This window comes from Actinomyces bowdenii, from assembly GCF_017592395.1.
GTDB classification, from domain to species: domain Bacteria; phylum Actinomycetota; class Actinomycetes; order Actinomycetales; family Actinomycetaceae; genus Actinomyces; species Actinomyces bowdenii.
Map to the genome: position 1 here is coordinate 25,137 of NZ_JAGFOU010000026.1, position 24,870 is coordinate 50,006.

The 24,870-nt window shown below is 69.4% G+C and carries 20 protein-coding genes; 9 read left to right on the top strand and 11 right to left on the bottom strand.

From position 1 onward, the window contains the following. Positions 1-123: 123 nt before the first annotated feature. Positions 124-822: an HAD family hydrolase gene (locus tag J5X07_RS10795; RefSeq protein WP_341769456.1), complete on the top strand. Its 699-nt coding sequence runs from the start codon at positions 124-126 to the stop codon at positions 820-822. A 46-nt stretch (positions 823-868) separates the two neighbouring features. On the opposite strand, the gene J5X07_RS10800 is transcribed toward J5X07_RS10795, so the two are convergent. Further along, positions 869-1,585, bottom strand: coding sequence for a TetR/AcrR family transcriptional regulator (locus J5X07_RS10800; RefSeq protein ID WP_243896758.1), 717 nt, complete (start codon positions 1,583-1,585; stop codon positions 869-871). Positions 1,586-2,051: 466 nt separating this feature from the next. Beyond that, positions 2,052-4,724 (bottom strand): ATP-dependent chaperone ClpB, encoded by a 2,673-nt coding sequence (gene clpB, locus J5X07_RS10805; RefSeq protein WP_208479806.1) that lies wholly within the window; start codon positions 4,722-4,724, stop codon positions 2,052-2,054. Positions 4,725-4,974: 250 nt separating this feature from the next. Between clpB and J5X07_RS10810 the strand changes: the two genes are divergently transcribed. The 3 genes from J5X07_RS10810 (at position 4,975) to J5X07_RS10820 (ending at position 8,755) form a co-directional block, all read left to right on the top strand. Further along, on the top strand, positions 4,975-5,769 hold the full coding sequence (locus J5X07_RS10810; protein ID WP_124933843.1) for a hypothetical protein: 795 nt from the start codon (positions 4,975-4,977) through the stop codon (positions 5,767-5,769). Between the two features lie 132 nt (positions 5,770-5,901). Beyond that, a complete protein-coding gene (locus J5X07_RS10815; protein WP_124933842.1) occupies positions 5,902-6,084 on the top strand; it encodes an Rv0909 family putative TA system antitoxin in 183 nt (60 codons plus the stop codon). A gap of 172 nt (positions 6,085-6,256) precedes the next feature. Further along, positions 6,257-8,755, top strand: a complete 2,499-nt coding sequence (locus tag J5X07_RS10820; protein WP_208479807.1) for a prolyl oligopeptidase family serine peptidase — start codon at positions 6,257-6,259, stop codon at positions 8,753-8,755. Here J5X07_RS10820 and J5X07_RS10825 read toward each other — a convergent pair. The 9 genes from J5X07_RS10825 to dnaK form a co-directional block, all read right to left on the bottom strand. After that, entirely contained in the window at positions 8,663-9,397 is a 735-nt protein-coding gene (locus J5X07_RS10825) for a hypothetical protein (protein WP_208479808.1), read from the bottom strand. The two genes, J5X07_RS10820 and J5X07_RS10825, sit on opposite strands and share 93 nt — an antisense overlap. 44 nt (positions 9,398-9,441) lie before the next feature. Next, a complete protein-coding gene (locus J5X07_RS10830) occupies positions 9,442-9,906 on the bottom strand; it encodes a collagen-like protein (protein ID WP_124933839.1) in 465 nt (154 codons plus the stop codon). Between the two features lie 179 nt (positions 9,907-10,085). Beyond that, positions 10,086-10,568, bottom strand: a complete 483-nt coding sequence (locus tag J5X07_RS10835; RefSeq protein ID WP_208479809.1) for a DUF4282 domain-containing protein — start codon at positions 10,566-10,568, stop codon at positions 10,086-10,088. Positions 10,569-10,761: 193 nt separating this feature from the next. Next, positions 10,762-12,045, bottom strand: coding sequence for a DUF418 domain-containing protein (locus J5X07_RS10840; RefSeq protein ID WP_208479810.1), 1,284 nt, complete (start codon positions 12,043-12,045; stop codon positions 10,762-10,764). A gap of 155 nt (positions 12,046-12,200) precedes the next feature. Next, the gene (locus tag J5X07_RS10845; RefSeq protein WP_208479811.1) at positions 12,201-13,511 is read right to left on the bottom strand and encodes a DUF418 domain-containing protein; all 1,311 of its coding nucleotides are present in this window, start codon (positions 13,509-13,511) and stop codon (positions 12,201-12,203) included. A 135-nt stretch (positions 13,512-13,646) separates the two neighbouring features. Then, positions 13,647-14,060 (bottom strand): heat shock protein transcriptional repressor HspR, encoded by a 414-nt coding sequence (locus J5X07_RS10850; RefSeq protein ID WP_124934140.1) that lies wholly within the window; start codon positions 14,058-14,060, stop codon positions 13,647-13,649. Further along, positions 14,057-15,091, bottom strand: a complete 1,035-nt coding sequence (locus J5X07_RS10855) for a DnaJ C-terminal domain-containing protein (RefSeq protein ID WP_124934139.1) — start codon at positions 15,089-15,091, stop codon at positions 14,057-14,059. The genes J5X07_RS10850 and J5X07_RS10855 overlap by 4 nt, the downstream gene beginning before the upstream one ends. A 184-nt stretch (positions 15,092-15,275) precedes the next feature. Beyond that, positions 15,276-15,920, bottom strand: coding sequence for a nucleotide exchange factor GrpE (locus J5X07_RS10860; protein WP_124934138.1), 645 nt, complete (start codon positions 15,918-15,920; stop codon positions 15,276-15,278). Beyond that, a complete protein-coding gene (gene dnaK, locus J5X07_RS10865) occupies positions 15,917-17,779 on the bottom strand; it encodes a molecular chaperone DnaK (protein ID WP_208479812.1) in 1,863 nt (620 codons plus the stop codon). The genes J5X07_RS10860 and dnaK overlap by 4 nt, the downstream gene beginning before the upstream one ends. Positions 17,780-18,149: 370 nt before the next feature. On the opposite strand from dnaK, the gene J5X07_RS10870 reads away from it, so the two are divergent. The 5 genes from J5X07_RS10870 to J5X07_RS10890 all read left to right on the top strand — a co-directional run bounded on the left by J5X07_RS10870 (position 18,150) and on the right by J5X07_RS10890 (position 24,790). Next, on the top strand, positions 18,150-18,566 hold the full coding sequence (locus tag J5X07_RS10870; RefSeq protein ID WP_208479813.1) for a serine/threonine protein phosphatase: 417 nt from the start codon (positions 18,150-18,152) through the stop codon (positions 18,564-18,566). Between the two features lie 190 nt (positions 18,567-18,756). Next, positions 18,757-18,999: a hypothetical protein gene (locus J5X07_RS10875; RefSeq protein ID WP_208479814.1), complete on the top strand. Its 243-nt coding sequence runs from the start codon at positions 18,757-18,759 to the stop codon at positions 18,997-18,999. Positions 19,000-19,475: 476 nt separating this feature from the next. Beyond that, on the top strand, positions 19,476-20,645 hold the full coding sequence (locus J5X07_RS10880) for a hypothetical protein (RefSeq protein WP_208479815.1): 1,170 nt from the start codon (positions 19,476-19,478) through the stop codon (positions 20,643-20,645). A gap of 3,099 nt (positions 20,646-23,744) precedes the next feature. Beyond that, complete coding sequence (locus tag J5X07_RS10885; RefSeq protein WP_208479816.1) at positions 23,745-24,281, top strand: hypothetical protein; 537 nt, start codon at positions 23,745-23,747, stop codon at positions 24,279-24,281. Positions 24,282-24,382: 101 nt separating this feature from the next. Further along, entirely contained in the window at positions 24,383-24,790 is a 408-nt protein-coding gene (locus J5X07_RS10890) for a helix-turn-helix domain-containing protein (protein WP_208479817.1), read from the top strand. Positions 24,791-24,870 lie beyond the last annotated feature (80 nt).

The following is a 24,870-nucleotide window of genomic DNA, read 5'->3' on the forward strand; positions in this document are numbered from 1 at the left end:
GGCTGAACCATGAACCATACCGCCATCGCCCCGGCCCGGGGCCCAGGCCCCTGCCCGGCCGTGCGGCGCCGCTTGTGCCACAGGGCCCTGCCCTGGGCACCGGGCGGGGGCTAATCTGCCCGGGTGACACCACCCAGCGCCCCCTCCTCGCCACGTTCCACCGGCTTCACCGTCCGCGCCGTGCTGTGGGACATGGACGGCACCCTCATGGACTCCCAGCCCCTGTGGGACGCCGCCTTCATCCGCTGCTGCACCGACCTGGGAGCCGTCCCCTCCTCCGGCCTGGTCGCCGAGCTCACCGGCGCCTCGATCCGCCGCGCGCGAGAGCTCATCGCCGCCGCCGGCGTGGCAGCCTCCTGGGAGGACCCCCTGACCGAGCGCGTCTTCGAGACCATGTCCGGCCAGGTGCGCGAGGCGGTGTCCGCTGAGCCCCCGCTGCTGCCCGGGGCGCGGGAGATCACCTCGGCGCTGGCGGAGGTCGGGCTGGCCCAGGCCATCGTCTCGGCCTCGCCCCGCCCGATCGTCGAGCGGGTGGCCGATGAGCTCGGCGGCGTCTTCGTCACCCTGGTCACCGGTGACGACGGCGTGGGGGCCAAGCCCGATCCGCTGCCCTACGCCACCGCCGTGGAGCGGCTGGGGCTGACTCCTGAGGAGTGCGTGGTGGTGGAGGACTCCCCCACGGGGGCGGCCTCCGCGCGCGGCAACGGGCTGCATGTGGTCCAGATCGGGCGGCGCAAGTACTTCCCGGCCGACCCGGGCCTCGTCGTCGTGCCCGATCTGGCCTCGATCACCCCGCACATGCTCCTGTGGGAGGAGCGCTGAGCCGGGCGGCAGGCGGCGCCGGCGCCGGCCACCGACGGGCGGGGGCTCAGGCGGGCGCGGACTCCTGGGCGCGCGGGGCTCCGTGGGAGCGCCCCCACTGGCTCTTGAGGCCCTGCACGTAGAGGCGGATCTCCTCGGTGATGCTGGTCCCCAGTCGGTCGGGGGCCGCGGCACCGGGGGTGGTGGCGCACAGCCACTGGAGCTGCAGGCCGTCGCACAGCGCCACGAGTGTGCGCGCCACCAGCCGTGAGGGCATGCCGGGATCGACGACCCCGGAGGCCTTGCCGGCCTCGAAGCTGGTCTCGAAGCTCTCCACGGCGCGGTCCATGCGCTCGGCCGTCCACCGGTGGGCGGGGTGCTGGACGTCGAGGACGGAGACGGAGGTGGCCGCGTAGATCGCCACGAGCTCGCGGCGCTGGACGCTGCCCTCCAGGCGCTCCACGTAGCGCTCCAGGTGCTCCCAGGGGTCGAGCCCCTCCTGCGCCCCGTCCTGCGCGGCAGCCATCGCCTCCTGGTCCCGGCGCTCGAGGACCTTGGCGAACAGGGCGTCCTTGGAGGAGAAGTGGTGGAGCAGGCCGGCCTTGGAGATGTCGGCGGCGGCGGCGATGCGCGCCAGGGAGGTCCCGGCGTACCCGCGCGCCCCGAACAGCGCCACCGCCTCGTTGAGGATGCGCTCGCGCTTGTCCTCGCTTCCCGCCCGGGGGCGGCCGGGGCCACGACGCCGGGGCGCGGCGGCCGGGGCGGGGGCATCAGTGCTGCTCATAGGCGCATTGTGTCATCCTTATGCAAAGTTGCTGCAACAACAGGCCTCCCACATGACGAGATCTTGAGCGGAAGCTGCGCGCACGGTGGGCTCGGGGCGCGTGGAGCTGGGACGGGGGCTCCGGGAACCGTGGGGTCGGAACCATCGTCGGGGGCCGGGGCCTGGCGGGCGTCACCCCTGCGCCTCCCCGATCCGCGGGGCTCCAGGGGCAGCCGGGCTCCACAGGCGCGGATCTAGCGCCCGTTGTCCACAGGGCCGATGGCCGGGCGCGCACTCCGGAGCGCTCATCGGCGACTCTGCTGGCATGAGCACCGCCCGGTGGCTGCCGCACGCCATCGGCACCGAGCCCCCGCACCACGCAGGACCGGACCGGGCCACCACAAGAGCCGGGCCCGCACCGCCCACACACGTGGGCCCGCGCAGGCCCGGCTCCCGCCGCCCCACCGGACAGAGGCCTCAGCCCTACCTACTGGGCGGAGGCCGCCGAGGGAGCACTGGCCGGCCGGCCCTCGGCCCTCAGGCGCAGGCCCGGCTCGCCCTCGATGTGGTCGACCACCACGCTCTGCCCATCAGCCGCCTCCCCGGCCAGGATCATCCGGGCCAGGGCATCACCGATCTCGCGCTGCACCAGACGGCGCAGGGGCCGGGCCCCATAGGCGGGGTCGTAGCCCTCATCGGCCAACCAGGCCCGGGCCCCATCGGTGACCGACAGCGACAGGCGCCGCCCGGCCAGGCGCGCCCCCATCCGGGCGAGCTGGATATCCACGATCCTGCCCAGCTCCTCCTTGCTCAGGGCGTCGAAGATGATGATGTCGTCGAGCCGGTTGAGGAACTCGGGCTTGAAGGAGGACTGGACCACGCTCATGACCTCGTTGCGCTTCTCCTCGGGGCTGGTCAGCGGGTCGATGAGGAACTGCGAGCCCAGGTTGGAGGTGAGCACCAGGATGGTGTTGCGGAAGTCCACGGTGCGGCCCTGGCCATCGGTCAGGCGCCCGTCGTCGAGGACCTGCAGGAGGATGTCGAAGACCTCGGGGTGGGCCTTCTCGATCTCGTCGAGCAGGATCACCGAGTAGGGGCGGCGGCGCACCGCCTCAGTCAGCTGGCCGCCCTCCTCGTAGCCCACGTAGCCGGGGGGAGCTCCCACGAGGCGGGCCACCGAGTGCTTCTCGGAGTACTCGGACATGTCGATGCGCACGATGGCGCGCTCGTCGTCGAAGAGGAACTCGGCCAGGGACTTGGCCAGCTCGGTCTTGCCCACGCCCGTGGGGCCCAGGAAGAGGAAGGAGCCCGAGGGGCGGTCGGGGTCGGAGATCCCGGCCCGTGAGCGCCGCACCGCGTCGGCCACGGCGCTCACGGCGGCGGCCTGCCCGATGAGGCGCTCGCCGATGGCGTCCTCCATGGTCAGCAGCTTCTCGGTCTCGCCCTGGAGCAGCCGCCCCACGGGGATGCCGGTCCAGGAGCCCACGACCTCGGCGATCTCACCGGCGCCGACCTTCTCGGCGATCATGGGCTCGCCGGAGCGCCCGGCGGCCTCCAGGGCGGCGTCGTCGGCCTCGGCCTCACGGATCTGGCGCTCCAGCGCGGGCATCTCGCCGTAGCGCAGGCGGCCGGCCTCCTCGAAGTCGCCCTCGCGCTCGGCCAGGTCGGCGCGGGTGCGCATCTCGTCCAGGGCGGCGCGCAGCTCCCCGACGCGGTTGTGCCCGGCCTTCTCGGCCTCCCAGCGGGCGCTGAGGGCGGCCAGCTCCTCGGAGGCGTCGGCCAGCTCGGCGCGCAGGCGCTCCAGGCGCTCGACGGAGGCGGGGTCGGCCTCGCCCTCGCCGACGGACTCATCGAGGTAGGACTCCTCCATGCGCATGCGGTCCACGCGGCGGCGCAGCTCGTCGATCTCCACGGGGCTGGAGTCCAGCTCCATGCGCAGGCGGGAGGCGGCCTCGTCGACCAGGTCGATGGCCTTGTCCGGCAGCTGGCGTCCGGTGATGTAGCGGTCGGAGAGGGTGGCGGCGGCCACGAGGGCGCCGTCGGAGATGGTCACCTGGTGGTGGGCCTCGTACTTGGGGGCGATGCCGCGCAGGATGGCGACGGTGTCCTCGACGCTGGGCTCGCCGACGAAGACCTGCTGGAAGCGGCGCTCCAGGGCGGGGTCCTTCTCGATGTGCTCGCGGTACTCATCCAGGGTGGTGGCGCCCACCATGCGCAGCTCGCCGCGGGCGAGCATGGGCTTGAGCATGTTGCCGGCGTCCATGGCGCCCTCGCTCCCGCCGCCGGCGCCGACGACGGTGTGGAGCTCGTCGATGAAGGTGATGACCTCGCCGTCGGAGTCCTTGATCTCGGCCAGGACGGCCTTGAGGCGCTCCTCGAACTCGCCGCGGTACTTCGCGCCGGCGACCATCCCGGACAGGTCGAGGGCGACCAGGCGCTTGCCGGACAGGGAGTCGGGCACGTCCCCGGCGACGATGCGCTGGGCCAGGCCCTCGACGACGGCGGTCTTGCCGACGCCGGGCTCCCCGATGAGGACGGGGTTGTTCTTGGTGCGCCGGGACAGGACCTGGATGACGCGGCGGATCTCGGAGTCGCGGCCGATGACGGGGTCGAGGCGGCCGGAGCGGGCGGCCTCGGTCAGGTCGGTGCCGTACTTCTCCAGGGTCTTGTAGGTGCCCTCGGGGTTGGGGGAGGTGACGCGGGCCGAGCCGCGCACCTGGGGCAGGGCCTGGGTGAGGCGCTCGGGGGTGGCGCCGGCCTCGGACAGGGCGGCGGCGATGGTGCCGGTGGTGGCCGTGCCGGAGGCCAGGCCGATGAGCAGGTGCTCGGTGGAGATGTACTCGTCGCCCAGGTCCTTGGCACTGGTGGAGGCCGCCTCGAGAGCGGCCAGGAGGGCGCGGGAGGGCTGGGGCTGGGTCATGGTGCTGCCCGAGGAGGCGGGCAGCTGGGTCAGGAGGCGCCGGGCGGCGGCGCCCACGCCCTGGCGGGCGGCGGCGTCGGGGACGACGGCGGCGAGCAGGCCGGCGGCCACGCCCCCCTCCTGGGAGAGCAGCTCGACGAGCAGGTGGGCGGGCTCGATCTGGGGGTTGCCGGCCGCTGCTGCGGCCTGCATGGCCCCGGAGATCGCCTCCTGGGACTTGGTGGTGTAGTTGGTGTCCATACGGATCTCCTTGTGGATCTGCGGGGTTCTGTCGACGGCGCGGGGCGGGCGGCCCCGGCATCTTCCGCTGAGTCCAACCGCATCAGGGTTGAGTCTATTCCGCTCAACCTTGACGCCCCCCGTTTGTAGCGCATGTCACACCCTCGCCTCGCCGTGCCCCGGGGGAGCCGGGCGCGACACGGGTGTGCCGTGCCTCCCGGCGCACGGTACTGTCACGGCCAGGTCGCAACACCGCCTTGAGGAGCCCTCCATGACACGAATGACCACCACGGCGCGCGCCACGCGCTCCGCCCTGGCAGTGATCACGATGGCCAGCGCCGCCCTGGCCCTGAGCGCCTGCAACAGCCTCGGGGGAGGGGACTCCTCCGCGGCCAGCACCAGCGCATCAGCCTCCGCCGAGGCCGAGGGCACCGCCACCACCGGGGGCAACGGCAACGGGGTGCGGTCCAAGCCCTCATCCGATGCCACCACCCCCGCCGCCGACAAGAGCCCGAAGGCCAGTGCGAGCGCCAGCACCGGTGGGCTCGCCGAGCCCGCCACTCCCCCGGAGGGCTACCAGACGGCCACGGCCGAGCAGGCCGGCATCACCTTCGCCCTGCCCACGGACTGGCACATCTACTCCACGCTGGACAATGCCGAGATCACCGAGATCGCGGCGAGGCTGGAGGCCGACATCGCCACCGTGAGCTCCTCGGCCCGGCTGCAGGACCTCCTGGCCATCGCCGACAGCCGCGACGGCAATGGCCTGCTGGAGCACGCCACCTGCGTCTCGATCACCATCCCCCTGGGCGTGGTCGATGAGGAGATGATGAGCCGCAATGTCACCGAGGACGGCGGCACAGTCGAGAAGTACTCCACAGTCGAGACGGCCAACGGCACCGGCTCCTACATCATCTACACCGATGCCGCCTACGAGAGCACCGTGAAGACCGCCGACCTCTACCTGCCCAACCCCTCGGGCGGCATGGCATTCATCCAGCTGTCCACCAGCACGACTGAGCGCACCCAGCAGCTCGTGGACACCGTCGCAGCCACCCTGCGCTGAGGAGCCGGGCCCGCGGCCCCGGGGCCCGGCGGGATCAGGCGCACGGATCGCGTTTCGGCGCCGAACCTGGCAGCATGCCTCCTGAGGCCGACGTCGCCCGACGCCGCGCCACCCGAGGGAAGGAGAAGGCACATGGGACTTGGTGACCTGACGAAGAAGGCCAGCGAGGCTCTCAACTCCGACAAGGGCGAGGAGATCAGCGACAAGGCGCTCGACGCCGCCGCCAGCGCGGCGAAGAAGGCCACTGGCGGCAAGCACGACGCCAAGATCGACTCCGCGCGCGACGCTGCCGATGGCAAGCTCGGCAACGCCTGAGCTGTGAGCCGTTCACCGCGGTTCTTCTGATCGCAGGAGGAGCCCCGCACCCGCACCGGGTGCGGGGCTCCGCGCGTTGGGGGCGGCGCCCGGCGCATCGCCCGAGACCGGATGCCCGGGCCGGGGCCCGGCCATCCCCGCCCGGGCACATCGTGCGTGATCCAATGGGGGCATGCACGACCACGCTCCCGACGTCAGCCCCGCTCCCGCCCCCGCTGCGGGGGCAGCACCCGATGCCGGCCCCGGGCCGGCCGCAGGGGATCGCTCCGGGGGCGGGCCCCTGCCTGCGGTGCCGGCCTGGCTCGATGAGGTCGAGGGGGAGCGCGCCCTGGCGTGGGTGGAGCGGCGCAATGAGGAGACGCGGGCCGCCTACGCCTGCGATCCCGGCTTCACCGCTGTGGCGGGGTCCATCGAGTCGATCCTGGACTCCCCCGATCGCATCCCCATGGTCGCCGAGCGGGCCGGCATGCTCTACAACTTCTGGACTGATGCGGAGCATCCGCGCGGGCTGTGGCGGCGCACCACCTGGCTGGACTACGCCGGCAGCGCCCCCGCAGGATCCGCGGGATCGGCGCAGGACCCCGACCTCCAGGAGCCGGACTGGGAGGTGCTCCTGGACCTCGATGCGCTGGGGCGCGAGGAGGGCCGCACCTGGGTGTGGCACGGCGCGCAGGTCCTGGACACCGGCCCCCGGGCGGGGCGGCGGGCGCTGGTGACCCTCTCGGAGGGGGGCTCGGACGCGGACACCACGCGGGAGTTCGACCTGGATCGGCGTCGCTTCATCCCCGTCCAGGAGGGCGGATTCCTCCGCCCGGCCTCCAAGGGCTCGATGAGCTGGGCCGATGAGGAGGGGGAGTCGGTCCTGCTGGTCACCGACCTGGGCGAGGGCTCCCTGACCCGCTCGGGCTATCCGCGCCAGGTCCGCCGCATGCGCCGCGGGCAGCGCCCGGAGCAGGCCGAGGTCCTGGGCACCGCGGCCACCGGCGCGGTGCTGGCCTTCGCCTCCTACGACCGCTGGGGCCGCACCTGGTTGGAGACGGCCCCCGACTTCTACTCCACCCGCATCTGGCTGGTCGACGACGGCACCGGTGACGGGCAGGGCGGAGCGCCGCAGGGCGGAGGGGGCGGAGGCGGCGATGGCGCCCGGGGAGGCGCCCCGCGGGCGGGGGCCGCCGCCCCGGGGGGTCTGGGCAGTGAGGAGGAGAGCGTGCCCCGCGGGGTGCGCCTGGAGGTGCCCGAGTCCGCACAGGTGGGGATGAGCCGGGACTGGCTGACCATCGAGCTGCGCGAGCCCTGGCGGGTCGGGGGCCGCACCTACGCCCAGGGCAGCCTCCTGGCCGCACCGCTCCAGGACTTCCTCCAGGGCGGCCGCAGCCTGACCGCCCTGTTCGAGCCCACGTCGAGCACCTCCCTGGCCAGCGCCTCCTGGAGCCGCAGCCACCTGATCCTCACGGTGCTCGACGACGTCGTCCCCCGACTGGAGATCCTCACCCCACCGCCGATCGGCTCCGGCCACCGGCCCTGGGGGCGCCACGAGCTGGACCCGGCGGTGCTGGGCGAGGTGCCGCACTCCCCCGCCTCGGGCTCCGCACCGCTGCGGCCGGGGCGGGCCCTGGTGGCGCTCTCGGCAAGCCCGGTCAATGCGCGCCGCGGCGACGAGCTGTGGCTGAGCCTGTCGGGATGGACCACCCCGGCCACCCTGGCCGTGGCCTGCATCGGCGGCTCGGGCCGGGTCGAGGGGTGCGCGGTGCTGCGCCGGGCGCCTGCGCGCTTCGACGCCGAGGGCGTGGAGGTCAGCCAGCATGCGGCCATCAGCCGGGACGGGACGCGGGTCCCCTATTTCCAGGTGGGCAGGCCCGCGCCGGAGGGCGCTCCCGCTCCGACGATCCTCTACGGCTACGGGGGCTTCGAGCACTCGCTCCTGCCGCACTACCAGCCGGTGATGGGCAAGGCGTGGCTGGAGCGGGGCGGGGTGTACGCGGTGGCCAATATCAGGGGCGGCGGGGAGTACGGGCCCGCCTGGCACCAGGCGGCCCTCCAGGAGCGCAGGCCGCGCGCCTACGAGGACTTCGCGGCGGTGGCCCGCAGCCTGAGCGAGCGCGGGGTGACCTCCCCCGAGCGCCTGGCGGTGCACGGCGGCTCCAACGGCGGCCTGCTGGCCGGGGTGATGCTCACCCGCCACCCCGGGCTCATCGGGGCGGTCGTCTGCGAGGTCCCGCTGCTGGACATGAGCCGCTACCACCGGCTCCTGGCCGGGCACTCGTGGATGGCGGAGTACGGGGACCCCGATGACCCGGCCCAATGGGAGTTCATCCGGGGCTTCTCCCCCTTCCACCTGCTGCGCGCGGGGCGGCGCTACCCGCCGCTGCTGCTGGTGACCTCCACGCGCGATGACCGGGTGCACCCGGCCCATGCCCGCACCATGGCCCACCGGATGCTCCAGCTGGGACAGGAGGTCACCTACTTCGAGAACTCCGAGGGCGGGCACGGGGCGGCCTCGACCAATGCGCAGCGGGCCTTCATGAGCGCCCTGACCTACGAATTCTGCTGGCGCGCCCTGGGGACCGCTCCCCGCGGCTCAGGCCCGGGGGCGGCGCATGCGCGAGATCCCCACCACGGTGACGGCCAGGCCCGCGATGCCGCACAGGAAGGCGCCCACGACCATGAGTGAGGCGGTCATGAGCCGACTGGGGCGCATGGGCGGGCCGACGATCAAGCCCTCGGTTCCATTGGGGCAGCTGATGGTGTAGCTGCCCGCCCTGGAGGCGGTGAAGGAGGCGTAGGGGAGCGACTCGTGCCCCGCGTCCTTGAGCACCGCCGCGCCCTCGGGGCTGGTGATGGTGCAGTCGATGGTGGGCTGCCCCGAGCCGGAGTAGAGCATGGCGTGCGCGCCCTGGTCGAGGTAGACGGCGCCGGAGTCGCCCACGACCGCGGAGCGGGTGCCCGACCAGTCCACGGACACGTTGATGGCTCCGACGATGAGCAGGGCGGGCACCAGGAGCATGAGGACCAGGCCCACCACCAGGATGCGCCACCTCCGGGCGGGAGGGGCCGCCGCCCGCCCGGAGGTGGCCGACCGCCCCCGGCGGCGTCGTCTCCGGGCGGAGGGATCGCTCCACCGCTCCAGGCTCACCCCTCCCTCGGGGGCCTTCCAGCCACTGCTGGGGCCCTCCGGCAGATCGATGGCCGGACGCGGGGCAGGAGATGGGGGCACCGGGTCGAGCCCCTGCTCGGCGCGCACGGCGGCGAGCTCCTCGGGACTCACGCGCTGGCCGTAGCGGGGCTGGCCGTCAGTCTCATAGAGGCTCGCCATCATGGGGTCCTGTGGTGGTGATCTCAGGCCGTCGGGGTGAGGGCTCAGCCCTGGGTGCGCTTGGCCGAGTTGGCCACCAGCTCGATGAAGAGCCGGACCAGGCCGATCTGCAGCACAGCCCAGGGGGCATTGACCAGGAGGCTGACGAGGAACTCGCCGAAGGCGAAGGACCTGCTGCCCGTCTCCACGTTGTACTCCCCGCCGATGTCACCAGAGGTGTAGGCGGCGTAGAGCCAGTTGAGGATGAAGGCGACAGTGGCGACGATGAGGATGATCTTGCCGAACCTCTCCACGAATCCCTTGGAGGTGTCGAACAGGTTGCCGACGAAGGAGTCGCCTGCCGGGGCCTGCGGCGGATAGGGCTGCCCGGGGGCGGGGCCTCCCATGGGCGCGCCCGGGACCTGCTGGCCCGGCATCTGGGGCGGGTAGGGCTGGCCGGGGATCGGCGCGGAGGGCGCCGAGGGCTGCTGGGGGTAGTAGGGCTGGCCGGGAGTCTGGGGCTGTGTCATCAGGATGTCTCTTCCGTCAGGGTCCGGGACGCCGGAAGACTACAGGGCCGGTCTCACCGATGTCATGGACCCGTCCTATGAGCGAGAAGTCCCACAGGCAGTTCCCGAGGCGCTCCCCGTGCCGCCCGTGCCCGGCGCCGAGGGGCTCAGGGGAGGCCTCAGGCGCCATCCAGCGGAGGTCAGCGGCGCTCGGCGAGCGCGCGGGTGTTCATCTCGGTGCGGATGATCGCGACCACGAACTCCAGGAGCATCCGCCCGGCGATCGCGTGGAGCAGGGCGGGGATGAGGCCGAAGATGAGGGCCACGATGAAGGCGGCCCCGTCGATCTCGCCGCGGTGGGTGGTGGAGCCAGACACGCTTCCGAGGCCGTAGGCGGTGAGGAGCCAGGTCAGGACCACACCGATGAGCCAGAGGATGTAGATGACCTTGGCCCAGGTGATGGTGATGTACTTGGTGAAGCTCATGTCGAACAGGGCGCCGAAGAATCCCCCCGAGGCCGTGCCGGGCGCCTGCCCCACCGTCTGGCCGGGGTGGGGCTCGGCGGTATGGGCCAGGTCGGGCAGGGGCGCGTAGAGAGCGGTGCCCGGGGTGTAGGCCTGCGCCGGCGGAGCGGGCGGGGGCGGCGGCACCCGGCTCGGATCAGGGTTCATCGGCTGGGGCATCATCAGACTCCTCATCAATGGGGGACGGCCGCAGCCTACTGGCACCCGCAGGCGCCATGGCCGCTGCCGGGGCTCACGAGCGGTTGCGGCACCGGGAGAGCGGTCCGTGGCCTCCCAGTGCCTCACCGGAGGCCCTCGCACGGGCCCGGCATGATCGCGCCCCGCCCTGATCCACGCCTCCTCGCACCGACGCCTATGCCGCGGGCTCGCTCTGCAAGGGCATCGGGGGCGGGGCCGGGATGCGCCGCCGCCTGGCGCTGCGGGCCACAGCGGTGCGCAGGAGCGTCTCGAAGGGGCCGGGGCGGCCGCGCCGCTCCAGGGCCGCGCACAGCACGACGGTGATCAGCCACACCCCCACCGCGATGACGGCGGCCACCGCATCGCCCGGGCGCAGCTCGGTGCCCAGCAGCCAGGGGATGACGGCGAAGATGAGGCCGAACAGGATCGTCTGGGACAGGTAGGCCGTCATGGACCGCCGACCCACCGCCGAGGCCACCCACCGCAGGCCAGTCAGATCGCCGCCCGGCCGCGGGCCACCGGCGTACAGCGCCAGGAGCGCCAACCAGCCGCAGGCGCCCAGGGGGCCGGTGAGCTCGGCGGCCATGACATCCGTGACAGCCGGCTGGGCCCAGCCCCCGTAGGCCAGCCCCGCGTGCAGCCCGCCCGCCGCCCCCAGGGCAAGCCCGCCCGCGCCCACGCCCACCAGGAGGCGGCGATGGCGCTCGGGGTGGGAGAGCAGATCGGTGTCGGCCAGGCGCGCACCGATGAGCATCGCCGGGATCGCCATGCTGGAGGTCAGGACGATGAGGGTGACGAAGATCCAGACGAGGTGGTTGTGGAGCATCCAGGGAAGGCTCCCGCCACCGGTCATCTGCTCGGTGTACTGCCCCTGGTGCCGGCCCTGGAAGTGGGTGGACATGACCACCCACAGCAGGACGGCGAGGCCGGCGGCGATGGCGCACTTGCGGTGCTTGCGGGCCAGCCAGCCGGCGAAGAGCACGGCCATGAGCCCGTAGGTGCCGATGATGTCCCCGTAGAAGAACACGCCGTGCACCGCGCCGAACAGCACCATCCACCATCCCCGGCGGCGCACCAGGCGACGGGCGTCAATAGTGGCCTGCTCCCGGGCCCAGGCCCGCAGCTCGGGGGTCGCCCGCTCCGGGCCGCCCCCGGTGACCGACTCCAGGTAGGCCCGCTCCCCCGAGGCCACACGCCGGTTGATCATGGTCACCAGCCCGAAGCCGAAGAGCATCGCGAACAGCGGGTAGGCCCGGCGGTCCACCAGCATGGTGCGGATGAGCACCCACACCGAGTCGGCGTCGGACATCCGCGCATGATCCGGGAGCACACCCCCCGCCAGCGAGGTGTCAATCCAGACGGGCACATTGGCCAGGGCGATGAGCAGCAGCATGAAGCCACGGGCGACATCGGGAGCGGGGAACCGAGCTCCACGGGTGAAGGAGGTCACGAGGCGCATCACCCCATTGTATGGAGCGCACCACACTCTGGGTGTCGTCTGAATGGCTGACACCGTTCGGCCACCGCGGGCGCTATCGCCACGGCAACGGCCCAGCCCTGCGGGCCCGGCGCACAGTGCTGACGCGGGCCCGGGAGGACGGTCCGTGCCGACGCTTATGCCGCGGGCTCGCTCTGCAAGGGCATCGGGGGCGGGGCCGGGATGCGCCGCCGCCTGGCGCTGCGGGCCACAGCGGTGCGCAGGAGCGTCTCGAAGGGACCGGGGCGGCCGCGCCGCTCCAGGGCAGCGCACATCACGACGGTGATCAGCCACACCCCCACCGCGATGACGGCGGCCGCAGCCTGCCCCACCTCGATCCCGCGCCCCAGGATCCAGGGGGTGACGGCGAAGATGAGGCCGAACAGGATCGTCTGGGACAGGTAGGCCGTCATCGAGCGCCGCCCCACCGCCGAGGCGAGGCGGCGCAGGCCGTGCAGCTCGCCGCCCGGCCGCGGGCCACCGGCGTACAGCGCCAGCAGGGCCAGCCAGCCGCAGGCGCCCAGCAGCCCCGCCCACTCCGAGACCATGAGGTCGGTGGGGAGCAGATCCGTCCAGCCCGCAAATGCCAAGCCGCTGTGAAGACCCCCCAGGGCCCCCAGCCCCAGGCCGCCCACGGCCACGCCCACCAGGAGGCGGCGGTGGCGCTCGGGGTGGGAGAGCAAGTCGGTGTCGGCCAGGCGCGCGCCGATGAAGACCGCGGGGATCACCATGGACAGGAAAGCGGTCCCAGGGGTGCCCATGATCCACTGCCCGGGGTTCCTCAGGAACCAGGGCAGGCCCGACCCCCCGGTGGGGTCGCCAGTGCCCGCCACACCCATGCCCTGCACCGCCCCCGAGGTCACGACCCAGCCCATGCCCAGCATGACCAGCCCCGCCATCACGGTGATGAGCACACTGACGGCGATGGCGCGCTTGCGGTGCTTGCGGGCCAGCCAGCCGGCGAAGACGACGGCGACGAGCCCGTAGGTGCCGATGATGTCCCCGTAGAAGAACACGCCGTGCACCGCGCCGAACAGCACCATCCACCATCCCCGGCGGCGCACCAGGCGACGGGCGTCAATAGTGGCCTGCTCCCGGGCCCAGGCCCGCTGGGCGGCGGTGGCGCGCTCCACCTGGCCGCCGGTGATCGACTCCAGGTAGGCGCGCGTCCCGGAGGCCAGGCGCCGGTTGATCATGGTCACCAGCCCGAAGCCGAAGAGCAGGGCGAAGAGCGGGTAGGCCCGGTGGTCCACCAGCATGGCGCGGATGAGCACCCATCCGCGATCCGCCGTGGACAGTCCCTCGGCTGCGCCGGCATGAAAGGGGCCGACGGTGCTGCTGGTCCAGACGGGCACATTGGCCACGGCGATGAGCAGGAGCATGAGACCGCGGGCGACATCGGGAGCGGGGAACCGCTCACCGCGGGTGAAGGATGTGATGAAGCGCATGGCGGGAGCGTATGGATTCGCGCAGTGGCGCACTTCCTCCCGGGGAATGAGGCCGGTCCCGCACGATCTCGTACCCTCGACGCCGATCTCGTAGGTCTCAGTGACGAGATCGGCGTCGAGGGTACGAGATGGCACTCAGGGGCGCGGGCCGCGGGCGGGGCGCCCCAGCACCACCTGGACCTCGCCGTCGGCGGCGGCGGCGAAGATCCGCTGCACGGCGGCCTCGCGGGCCCGCAGCCCCGCATTGGCCGCCTCCAGCTCGGCCACGCGGGCCTCCAGGTCCAGGATGCGGCGGATGCCCTCCAGGTTGACGCCCTCCTGGCTCAGTGCCTGGATGCGGCGCAGGCGCTCGACGTCCCGGTGGGAATAGCGCCGCCCCCGGCTGCGGGTGCGGGCCGGGCGCACCAGGCCCAGACGGTCGTACTGGCGCAGGGTCTGGGGATGCATCCCGGCGAGCTCGGCGGCCACGGAGACCACGTAGACCGCCCGCTCCCCGGCGTCCTCCGCCAGGAAGCCCAGGCCCTGACCGGCACGACGGCGCGCGCTCATCTGCCGGCCTCCTCCATGAGCGAGGCGCGCGGGTCGTGCCCCATGGCCTCATCGAAGGCCTCCAGGGCCTCCCTGGCCGCCTTCGACAGCTTCCTGGGCACGGCCACCTGCACCGTGACCAGCAGGTCCCCGGTCTTCTTGGAGGTGGTCACGCCCTTGCCGCGAAGGCGCAGGACGGTGCCCGAGGGGGTTCCGGGCTTGATGCGCACCTTGGAGCTGCCCCCGTCGAGCAGGGGGACCTCGACGGTGGCGCCCAGGGCGGCCTCCTTGAGGGTCACGGGCAGGTCCATGCGCAGGTTGGCGCCGTCGGCGGGGTCGATGGAGTACACGGGGTGCTTGGCCACGGTGATGGTCACCACCATGTCCCCGTTCTCCCCGCCGTCCCTGCCGGGGCGGCCCTTGCCTCGCAGGCGGATCTTCTGACCCGAGTGGACCCCGGCGGGGATGCGCACGTTCATGGTGCGCCCATCGGCGGTCAGTTCCACGGTGGTGCCCGCCGCGGCGTCGCGCAGGTCGAGGGTGGCCGAGGTGACGACGTCGGGGCCCTTGACGGGCTGGGGCTGAGCGCCGAACCCGCCGAAGCCGAAGGGTCCGGGGCGCGCGCCGGAGCGGGTGGGGCTGGGGGTGCCGCCGAACATGCGCAGCAGGTCGTCGAGATCGGGCTCGCCCGCGCCCCCGGAGGTCTGGAAGCGGACCGATCCGCCCTGACCGCCGAACATGGAGGAGAACAGGTCCTCGAAGCCCGCGGCGCCCGCGCCGCCACCGGGGCCGCCGGCGGTGAAGCGGGGGCCGCCCCCGGCCATGGACCGGATGGCGTCGTACTGCTGACGCTCGGTCTGGTCGGACAGGACCGCGTAGGCCTCCCCGATCTCCTTGAACCTCTCGGCCGCGGCCTTGTCATCGGGGTTGCGGTCGGGGTGGTACTTCTTGGCCAGTGTGCGATACGCCTTCTTGATCGCGGCGGCGTCGGCGCTCTTGTCAACGCCGAGGACCGCGTAGAAGTCCTTGGTCATCCAGTCCTGGCTGGCCATGTATCACCGCCTCCTTATCGTTGTGATCGTTGGTGTGTCCTTGGTGTGATGCTCATTGATGACGATTCACTCCGGTTGATGCCGGGGCGCGTCCCGGGGCCGGGCGCCGGACGCGGGGCCCCGGGATCGGCCGGGCCGGGGCGGTGCCGATGAGGGCGGGCCGCCCCGGCCCGGCGCCCCGGCCTCAGGCCGGGTTGGCCACCTGGACGCGGGCCGCGCGCACCACGCGCTCGCCGAGCCTGTACCCGGGCTGGAGGACCAGGGCGATGGTGGGCTCGCCGACCTCCTCCGACTCCGTGGCCATGAGGGCCTCGTGGATCGTGGGGTCGAAGGGCTCGCCCTCGGCCCCGAAGCGCTCCAGGGAGAACTTCTCGCTCAGGAGGGCCTCGAGCTTGCCGGCCGTGGTGGCGAAGGGCCCGGTGAGGTCGCCGTGCTGGCGGGCCAGCTCGATCTCGTCCAGGACCGGGATGAGGGCCTCGACGACGCCGGCGGCGCCGTCGGAGCGGTGCCCGGCCGCCGCCTCGCGGGAGCGGCGCACGAAGCCCTGGTACTCCTGCTGGAGGTTGTACAGGTCGGCGCGGGCGCGGGCCAGGTCGTCCTGGGCCTGGGCGGCCTGGGCCCTGGCCTGGGCCAGGGGGTCCTCCTCCGGGGAGGGAGCCCCCTGGCCCTCGGGGTCCGGGGCCTCGGGGCCCTGGGCCGCGGCCGAGCCCTCCCCCTGGGCCAGCTCCTCGCGGACCTCCGGCGGGACGTCGTCGAAGGCCGACTCGACGGCGGCCGCGAGCTCGGGGTCGACGCCCTCGTCGCCGGGGGCCTGTCCGGCGGCGCTCACTTGGAGTCCTCATCGTCGACGATCTCGGCGTCGACGATGTCCTCGTCCTGCGAGGCGTCCGCGGCGGCGGAGTCCCCGCCCGGGGCGGAGCCGGCGGCCTCGGCGGCCTGGTCGGCGGCGTAGAGGGCCTCCCCGACCTTCTGGGCCACCGAGTTCAGCTTCTCCTGGGCAGTCTTGACCGGCTCGATGTCCTCGCCCTCCAGGGCCTTCTTGAGCTCATCGACGGCCCCGGAGACCTCGGAGTGGACGTCCTGGGGGAGCTTGTCCTTGTTGTCCTTGAGGAGCTTGTCGATGGAGTAGGCCTGCTGCTCGGCGGCGTTGCGGGTCTCAGCGTCCTCGCGGCGCCTCTTGTCCTCCTCGGCGTGGGCCTCGGCGTCCTTGACCATGCGGTCGATGTCCTCCTTGGGCAGGGCCGAGCCGCCGGAGATCGTCATGGACTGCTCCTTGCCGGTGCCGCGGTCCTTGGCCGAGACGTGCACGATGCCGTTGGCGTCGATGTCGAAGGAGACCTCGATCTGCGGGATGCCGCGGGGCGCCGGGGCGATGCCGGTGAGCTCGAAGGTGCCCAGCGGCTTGTTGTCCCGGGCGAACTCGCGCTCGCCCTGGTAGACCTGGATGAGCACGGAGGGCTGGTTGTCCTCGGCGGTGGAGAAGACCTCGGAGCGCTTGGTGGGGATGGCCGTGTTGCGCTCGATGAGCCTGGTCATCACCCCGCCCTTGGTCTCGATGCCCAGCGACAGGGGGGTGACGTCGATGAGCAGGACGTCCTTGCGGTCGCCCTGGATGACGCCGGCCTGCAGGGAGGCGCCCACGGCCACGACCTCATCGGGGTTGACGCCCTTGTTGGGCTCCTTGCCGGTCAGCTCGCGCACGACCTCGGTGACGGCGGGCATGCGGGTGGAGCCGCCCACCAGGATGACGTGGTCGATGTCCTTGAGGGAGACGCCCGCGTCCTTGATGACGTTGTGGAAGGGGACCTTGGTGCGCTCGAGCAGGTCCTTGGTCATGTCCTCGAACTGGGCGCGGGTGAGCTTCTCGTCCAGGTGGATGGGGCCGGACTCGCTCATGGACAGGTACTGCAGGTTGATGTTGGTGCTGGTCGCGGAGGACAGCTCCTTCTTGGCCTGCTCGGCGGCGTCCTTGAGGCGCTGCATGGCGATCTTGTCCTTGGACAGGTCCACGCCGTCCTTGCTCTTGACCTGCTTGACCAGCCAGTCGACGATGCGGGCGTCCCAGTCGTCCCCGCCCAGGCGGTTGTCGCCGTTGGTGGCGCGCACCTGGATGGTGGAGAAGCCGTCCTCGTCCTTGCCGACCTCCAGCAGGGAGACGTCGAAGGTGCCCCCGCCCAGGTCGAACACGAGGATGAGCTCGTCCTCCTTGCCCTTGTCCAGGCCGTAGGCCAGGGCGGCGGCGGTGGGCTCGTTGACGATGCGGTCCACGGTCAGGCCCGCGATGGTGCCGGCCTCCTTGGTGGCCTGGCGCTCGGCGTCGTTGAAGTAGGCCGGCACGGTGATGACGGCGTTGGTGACGGGCTCGCCGAGGTAGGACTCGGCGTCGGCCTTGAGCTTGGCCAGGATGCGGGCGCTGATCTCCTGGGCGGTGTACTTCTTGCCGTCGATGTCGACGGACCAGTCGGTGCCCATGTGGCGCTTGACCGAGGAGATGGTGCGGTCCACGTTGGTGACGGCCTGGCGCTTGGCGATCTCGCCGACCAGGACCTCGCCGGACTTGGAGAAGGCGACGACGGAGGGCGTGGTGCGGCCCCCCTCGGCGTTGGGGATGATGGTGGGCTCGCCGCCCTCCAGGACGGCGATGGCGGAGTTGGTGGTTCCGAGGTCGATACCGACGGCGCGTGCCATGCGATGTGCTCCTTCGTGGTGGGTGGCGCCGCGGGGGCGCCGGGTGGTTGTCATGTCGCGTGTATGTGATGTCTGTGGTGGCCGCGCCCGGGGTCAGCGGGCGGGGTCGGCCGGTTGAGTCATGCAGGCTCAGGATTGTGGTTGAGCCCGACCTTGTCAACTTCAACCTTGAGTCCGACTCACTCAACCCTATTGGAGCGGGGTTCATTCCGGGGGAGCCACGTGACCCCCCTCACTGCCAGGCCCGCATTCCTGCTGGGTGAGCCGCATCCTGAGCGGTGAGCGGGCGGGGAATGGGCCAGCGGGCAGCGGGTCGCCCAGCAGGAAGCGCCTGGGCCCGCAAGACCTTCGGGCCTGTAGCCTCGCCGGCATGAGTGCCCCGCACCCGTCGCAGACCGGCCGCCCCGCGCCCGAGGACGCCTTCGACCACCTGCGCCGCGAGGACGGCGAGCATGTGGGGTACATCGAGATGAGCGGCGATGGGCGGTTCATCCCCTACGACCTGCTGTGGGTCCGCAGGGGCGAGGCGATGGATCTTCACGAGGCCGAGGCGGTCCTGGACGAGGCCGGCCTGCGGCTGCTGGCGCAGGACTGGCTCCTCCAGCAGCAGGACGGGCAGACGGGTGAGGAGGCATGGGCACGGGTGAGGATCCGCGAGATCCATCGGGACCGCGTCGTCGTTGCCAGAGCGATGGAGGAGCTGTCCGCCGGCGTCGCCAAGTCAGTGGATCTCGTCGGCGGCATCGAGCTGCCCCTGCCGACGACGCGGCTGCGCGCAGCCCACTGAGCGGCAGTGGCCGGCAGCCGGGGCGCCTCTGCGAGGTTGCACATCTTCAACAATCTCCCGGTCGGTTGATTGGCGGGATTCCGGGGCTCCTCATCGGCCGGGACTGCCTGGGGGCGCTGAAGATGTGCAGGAGGGCGTGGGGCCCGGCTCCCGGGACGGCGATACAGGGCAGATGCAGGACAATGGGGCGGTGAACCCCCAGACGATGACCGAGCCGCCGTGGCACCGCGATCTCCTCGCACGCGAGCCGATCCTCGACCGCCCCGAGCGCATCTGGGACGAGGCGTCCTTCATTGCGGAGATCGCCCCAGACTTCCAAGAGATCGGCGCCTCGGGCGCGCGGTACGACCGCGAGGAGATCAAGGGGGCCACCCAGCAGAGGCGGGCGCGCCGGCCCTCGGGCCGCTCAGGGCAGTATCTCCATCAGCCGTGACCGGATCGAGACCCGGTGCTATCCTTCGGGTTGTTCTGCACTAGATGGAGGGGGCTTCAGACAATGGCCGGTTTGAAGTGGAGCCAGGGTCAGGCATCATCCGCGTGCGCGAGCTTCTACTCGGCGAGCGCCACTATCGGTGGGGATGCGGTGAGCTCCCCGTCGGGATGCAGCTGGCCCTCCTCAGCGGCCGCCGCTATGGTCTCCACCCTTCAATCAGCCCTGTCCGGCCTGCAGTTGATCATCCCTTCATTGTCCCGCAGCGTATCGGCGGCGGGTAGCGGCCTATCGTCAGCGGGTTCCCAGGCTGCCGTGTGCACACCCGCATTGACACCGATGATGCTGCGGCTCACGACGCCGTCCGCCACACCCGCGAGTCCGAGCCGCTCCACCGGCTGCTCGGCTCCTCCGCTCGATGACTGAGCGGGGGCGCGCATGATCGTCAGCCCGGGCCGCGACCGGAAGGATGAGAAGCCATGAGTATCGATACACATCTTGATGCCACCCCTAGCGATATCAGGTCCTCCGCGACTGATATCGGAACTATCAAGACTCATGTGGATTCCTGTGAGGACAACCTCATCAGTGGCCGTATGGCCCTGTATGATCTCGATGGCGCCTCCGCTGGCGGTGCCGTGTTCGCCGCCAGTAGAGCGATCACCTCATGTGAGGATCTCGTTGCGGATTTGGGGAGTTACCAGACCGCCCTAGATGATTTCGCCTCATCGATGGATGGGATCAAGACCAGTCTTGCCGACATTCGGGACCGGGCGAGCGAAGGAGGTCTCATCGTGTCCGGGGAGGTCATCAATGAGCCTACCAGCTCCTTCCCCGACGGTCCGGATAAGGATGACCCTCAGCAGGTTCAGCAGCATCATGACGAGCAGGCGAAGATCACCCTGTACAACGCACTGGACACCGAGACCTCCGATATCCGCACCAAGGAGGCCGAGGCGCGTCAAACCTTCTCGGACGCCTGCGCAGCCATCACTGGACAGGACAATCCCCTCACGAGAGCCCTGCTGCCCTCCACCAGCGGTGGCGACTGGACCGCAGCGGCGAGTGTCGCCGGATGGGGGATCAGCCGAACACGCAATGCCGCAACTTTAGCGCAGGGTTTCGGCCTGCACAACGGCGGAGCACGCCTGGAATGGACAGGACCCAAGGGCAGGCCGATCGCTCACCACGGAGCCAGCAATGGACGGCCCATTGGCAGGATTCGCCACGCATTGAGCGACAGCAAGCTGGAGAACTGGAAACTCCCCACCAGTGCGCAAGGAACGACCGCGGCGAAAGTTGTCAACGCAGCCCGAAACGCCCAGCCGGCCCTGAAGTGGGCAGGCCGGGCAGGCACCGCCATATCGTTCGCCACCAGCGCCTACGACCAGTGGCAGAAGGATTCTCATAACCCCTCACTAGGAGAGGGAGAGAAGGTAGCACGTGCAGGCGGAAAGGGCGCAGCAACAGCCGGCGGAGCCTGGGCCGGCGCCACACTCGGGGCAAAGGGGGGTGCAGCGATTGGCGTATGCATCGGCGGCCCCGCCGGCGCAGCAATCGGAGGCGTCATCGGTGGAATCGCTGGAGGTATCGCCGGATCATTTGCTGGAGAAGCTCTAGGCGACGGACTATTAGGCCTGTTCCGCTAGACAACCAGCACCCACGAAGCACTGACCGAAGCTTCTGATGATAGACGAGGATCGGGTGTTATTCATCCGCTTCGGTAAATGTCTCTTGACCTACGGCAACATGGGAAATCGCTACGTCTGTAAGTAACACCTCGAAGTCCCGTAAGTCCAACACAGACATAACTTGGCACAGCTGATATACGCCACCTTCACACACGGGGAACAATTCAGTGACTGATGACACAGTATACGGAATCATGTGCACAGCGATCGGCGCGGGAACACTAGTCAATTGGTGGTTCGAGATGTTCTCCGACTCGCCTTATGCAGACCTGTGCCGATCAATGATGGACTCCACGTTCGATCTGGGGCGCAACACCATCGCCCTCATTGAGCCCGCCATCGGAGGGATGATGTTCTTTGGAGGACTATTTTTGCTGAGCGAAACGGACAGCCCCCTAGGGAGAACAACTGGATGGCTATGCTTATCCTTCATGGCCCTGGCAATGTTAGGCCTTATCCCTTTCCCCCTGCCCAAGCCCATGTATCCTGAGTGGCAGATGGAGAAACGGCGCCGGCGCAGAGCGCAGGCTCGCGGGCAAGAGCTGGCCACCAATCAGAAGGACACCCCCACCCCCTCTTCCCACCACCCGACTATCCCCTCCCCGCACCCGGACCACACCGATCCGCCCATTCCAAGCGGCAGTCTCCCACCCCGAACCCACCTTCGAGACAACAACCCACCAAGCCGCGAGATGCAGCCACCGACAAACGGCCCCCGCCACAGCGACAACTGAGCCGACATGCCCAAACATTCCCAAAGAGAAGGACAGACAGGCCGAGCACCACGTCATATCGTTCGCCACCAGCACCTACGACCAGTGGCAGAAGGATTCCCATAACCCTTCACTAGGAGAGGGGAAGAAGGTAGCAAGAGTTGCAGCTAGCGGTACAGTCACAGCCGGATCAGCGTGGGCTCTCGGTTTTGCCAGGGCTAAGGCCGGGGCCGCCGTAGGGGCCTGCATAGGAGGACCACTGGGAGCAGCCATTGGAGGAGTCGCTGGCGGCATAATTGGCGGCGCCATAGGATCAGAACTCGGGAAAGACCTTACAGCCAAAGCTCTCAGTTGGTTTAGTTAGAGATCAATGAAATGGTAGCCAAACTATGAGCAGTGACTTTTGGTCCGGCATCATCGCCCTGATCGGCGGCAGCCTCGTTATGGTGAATTGGTGGTTCGAGATGTTCTCGGACTCAGGCTACGCACAATTGTGTCGCTCCATTATGGAATCCCACAACCTCGGACGCAACACAATTTCCGTAATCGAGCCCTCCCTGGGGATGATGCTGCTTTTTGGGGGCATGATGTTGTTGACTAACGAAGAGAACCCCCTAATGTGGATATTCGCGCCGGGGTTCTTGTGTTTTCTGACTCTGGCAGCATTAGGCCTCATTCCTCTTCGGCTTCCTGGCCCAATGTATCCTGAGTGGCAGATGGAGAAGCGCCGCCGGCGCAGAGCTCAGGCTCATGGGCAAGAGCTGGAGACAAATCCGACCAATAGCTCCTCCTCCCACCTGCCGGACCACACCGATCCGCCCGCCCCAAGAGACAGTCTCCCACCGCGAGCACATCACCAGGACAGCAGCCCACCAGGCCAAGAGAATCAACCACCGACAACAACGAGCCACCGTAGCGCGCAGTGAGCATGAAGCACAGTATCGGAGGAGTAGTACAAGCACCGCCATATCGTTCACCGCCAGTGCCGGCGACCAGTGGCAGAAAGACTCCCATAACCCCTCACTAGGAGAGAGCGAAGGTAGTGTGTGCAGGCGGAAAGGGCGCAGCAACAGCCGGCGGAGCCTGGGCCGGCGCCACACTCGGAGCAAAGGGGGCGTGCAGCGATTGGCGTATGCATCGGCGGCCCCGCCGGCGCAGCAATCGGAGGCGTCATCGGCGGCATAGTCGGAGGAGCCATCGGATCGGGCATCGGGAGCTCCTTGGCAGACACAGCGTTCAATCTGTTTAAGTGACAGCCTGCCAATACACTACTAAGAGCACCCTCGATGCAGGTACTTTTACCGCTTTGATAGCGAGACACAGAGGTCAAGTAGACGATATTTCGCAGACGTCGCACCAGATGAAACTGATAGCGCTTTGATATACGGGCCATCTCAACTCAACTACAGGGAGAGGCAATAATGTCGCAAGAGGCACTCTATGGCATAGGTGGTCTAATCATAGGCGGGGGAGCCCTCCTCAACTGGTGGTTCGAGATGTTCTCCGACTCGCCTTATGCAGATCTGTGTCGTTCAATGATGGACTCCACCTTCGATCTGGGGCGCAACACCATCGCCCTCATTGAGCCCGCCATCGGAGCATCGATGCTCACCGGAGGAGTGATGATGTTCACTGATAAAGAGAACCTCTTAGCCACATTCCTGGCCCGAGGATTTTTCTTCTTCTTGGCTGTAGCCGCTATAGGCTTGATTCCCTTCCGGCTTCCCAGCCCAATGTATCCTGAGTGGCAGATGGAGAAGCGCCGCCAGCGCAGAGCACAGGCTCGCGGGCAAGAGCTGGCCACCAATCAGAAGGACACCCCCACCCCCTCTTCCCACCACCCGACTGCCCCCTCCCCGCACCCGGACCACACCGATCCGCCCATTCCAAGCGGCAGTCTCCCACCCCGAACCCGCCTCCGAGACGACAACCCACCAAGCCGCGAGATGCAGCCACCGACAAACGGCCCCCGCCACAGCGACAACTGAGCCGACATGCCCAAACATTCCCAAAGAGAAGGACAGACAGGCCGAGCACCACGTCATATCGTTCGCCACCAGCGCCTACGACCAGTGGCAGAAGGATTCTCATAACCCCTCACTAGGAGAGGGAGAGAAGGTAGCACGTGCAGGCGGCAAGGGTGCAGCAACAGCCGGATCAGCGTGGGCTCTCGGTTTTGCCGGAGCTAAGGCCGGGGCCGCCGTAGGGGCCTGCATAGGAGGACCACTAGGAGCAGCCATTGGAGGAGTCGCTGGCGGCATAATTGGCGGCGCCATAGGATCAGAACTCGGGAAATCGGCTGCAAATAAGATTCTCAGTATGTTCGATTGAAGGAATCAATAACATGAGCAACGATTTCTGGCTCGGCATTGCCGGCATCCTGGGCGGCGGACTCATCATGGTGAACTGGTGGTTCGAAATGTTCTCAGACTCAGCTTATGCTCAATTATGTCGCTCCATCATGGAATCCCACAGCCTCGGACGCAACACTATCGCCATTATCGAGCCCGCAATGGGTGCAGTGGTGCTACACTGCGGCCTTATACTACTGACCGACAAAAACAACCCCCTCATGCAGATACTCGTGCCATCTTTCTTTGTTTTCTTAGTCATTGCCATACTCGGTCTCGTTCCCCTTCGGCTTCCTGGCCCAATGTATCCTGAGTGGCAGATGGAGAAGCGCCGCCGGCGCAGAGCTCAAGCTCATGGGCAAGAGCTGGAGACAGATCCGACCAATAGCTCCTCCTCCCACCTGCCGGACCACACCGATCCGCCCGCCCCAAGAGACAGTCTCCCACCGCGAGCACATCACCAGGACAGCAGCCCACCAGGCCAAGAGAATCAACCACCGACAACAACGAGGCACCGTAGCGCGCAGTGAGGGTGTTATTCATGGGGGTTTGTTCGTGTCGTTAGTGGGCGCATCGGCCGTCTCGAGAGAGAATTGGGTTACCACACTCGATTCTCATGGGGAGACGGCCGATGCGTTATCAGTCTACCACGGGGCTGTGCGATGAGGATGTCGATGAGCTTGTCCGGCGTATCGGTCAGGTGCTCGAATCGCGGGGCCAGAGCCTGCTGGGCTACCGCCTGGGGCTCAGGCAGCAGGTGGAGCTGACCTTAGTTTTGGCGCGTCATAACATCTCCCAAGCCCTGGCCGCCGAGATGTACGGTATTTCTCAGCCCACTGTCTCCAGGGTCGGCAGGCGCATGGTGCCCCTGCTGACTCATGTGCTGGCCATGACTGGGATCTGCCTGGCCCAGGCCGTGGCCCAGGGCAGCCTCCTGCTCGTGGATGGCACCCCGATCCCCACTGGCAACAGGCCCGCAGCCGGCAGGCAGGTCGAGAAGGCCAACTATTCAGGCTCTTCGCATTTGAGGGTGTGGTAGGCAAGATTTATTGGTGTGTTTGGGGTGGGGCTGGGTGGGTGCGTCGTTGCTTGGGTGGGGGTCGAGGTCCCCCGATGATG

Bases quoted from the DNA above. Each gene is read 5' to 3' on its own strand.
- J5X07_RS10850 (WP_124934140.1), bottom strand. From the start codon at position 14,060: ATGAGCGCGCGCCGTCGTGCCGGTCAGGGCCTGGGCTTCCTGGCGGAG.
- J5X07_RS10825 (WP_208479808.1), bottom strand. From the start codon at position 9,397: ATGGCGAGCCTCTATGAGACTGACGGCCAGCCCCGCTACGGCCAGCGC.
- clpB (WP_208479806.1), bottom strand. From the start codon at position 4,724: ATGGACACCAACTACACCACCAAGTCCCAGGAGGCGATCTCCGGGGCC.
- J5X07_RS10815 (WP_124933842.1), top strand. From the start codon at position 5,902: ATGGGACTTGGTGACCTGACGAAGAAGGCCAGCGAGGCTCTCAACTCC.
- J5X07_RS10830 (WP_124933839.1), bottom strand. From the start codon at position 9,906: ATGACACAGCCCCAGACTCCCGGCCAGCCCTACTACCCCCAGCAGCCC.
- J5X07_RS10800 (WP_243896758.1), bottom strand. From the start codon at position 1,585: ATGAGCAGCACTGATGCCCCCGCCCCGGCCGCCGCGCCCCGGCGTCGT.
- J5X07_RS10880 (WP_208479815.1), top strand. From the start codon at position 19,476: ATGAGTATCGATACACATCTTGATGCCACCCCTAGCGATATCAGGTCC.
- dnaK (WP_208479812.1), bottom strand. From the start codon at position 17,779: ATGGCACGCGCCGTCGGTATCGACCTCGGAACCACCAACTCCGCCATC.
- J5X07_RS10820 (WP_208479807.1), top strand. From the start codon at position 6,257: ATGCACGACCACGCTCCCGACGTCAGCCCCGCTCCCGCCCCCGCTGCG.
- J5X07_RS10870 (WP_208479813.1), top strand. From the start codon at position 18,150: ATGAGTGCCCCGCACCCGTCGCAGACCGGCCGCCCCGCGCCCGAGGAC.
- J5X07_RS10885 (WP_208479816.1), top strand. From the start codon at position 23,745: ATGAGCAACGATTTCTGGCTCGGCATTGCCGGCATCCTGGGCGGCGGA.
- J5X07_RS10810 (WP_124933843.1), top strand. From the start codon at position 4,975: ATGACACGAATGACCACCACGGCGCGCGCCACGCGCTCCGCCCTGGCA.
- J5X07_RS10855 (WP_124934139.1), bottom strand. From the start codon at position 15,091: ATGGCCAGCCAGGACTGGATGACCAAGGACTTCTACGCGGTCCTCGGC.
- J5X07_RS10835 (WP_208479809.1), bottom strand. From the start codon at position 10,568: ATGCCCCAGCCGATGAACCCTGATCCGAGCCGGGTGCCGCCGCCCCCG.
- J5X07_RS10890 (WP_208479817.1), top strand. From the start codon at position 24,383: ATGCGTTATCAGTCTACCACGGGGCTGTGCGATGAGGATGTCGATGAG.
- J5X07_RS10840 (WP_208479810.1), bottom strand. From the start codon at position 12,045: ATGCGCCTCGTGACCTCCTTCACCCGTGGAGCTCGGTTCCCCGCTCCC.
- J5X07_RS10845 (WP_208479811.1), bottom strand. From the start codon at position 13,511: ATGCGCTTCATCACATCCTTCACCCGCGGTGAGCGGTTCCCCGCTCCC.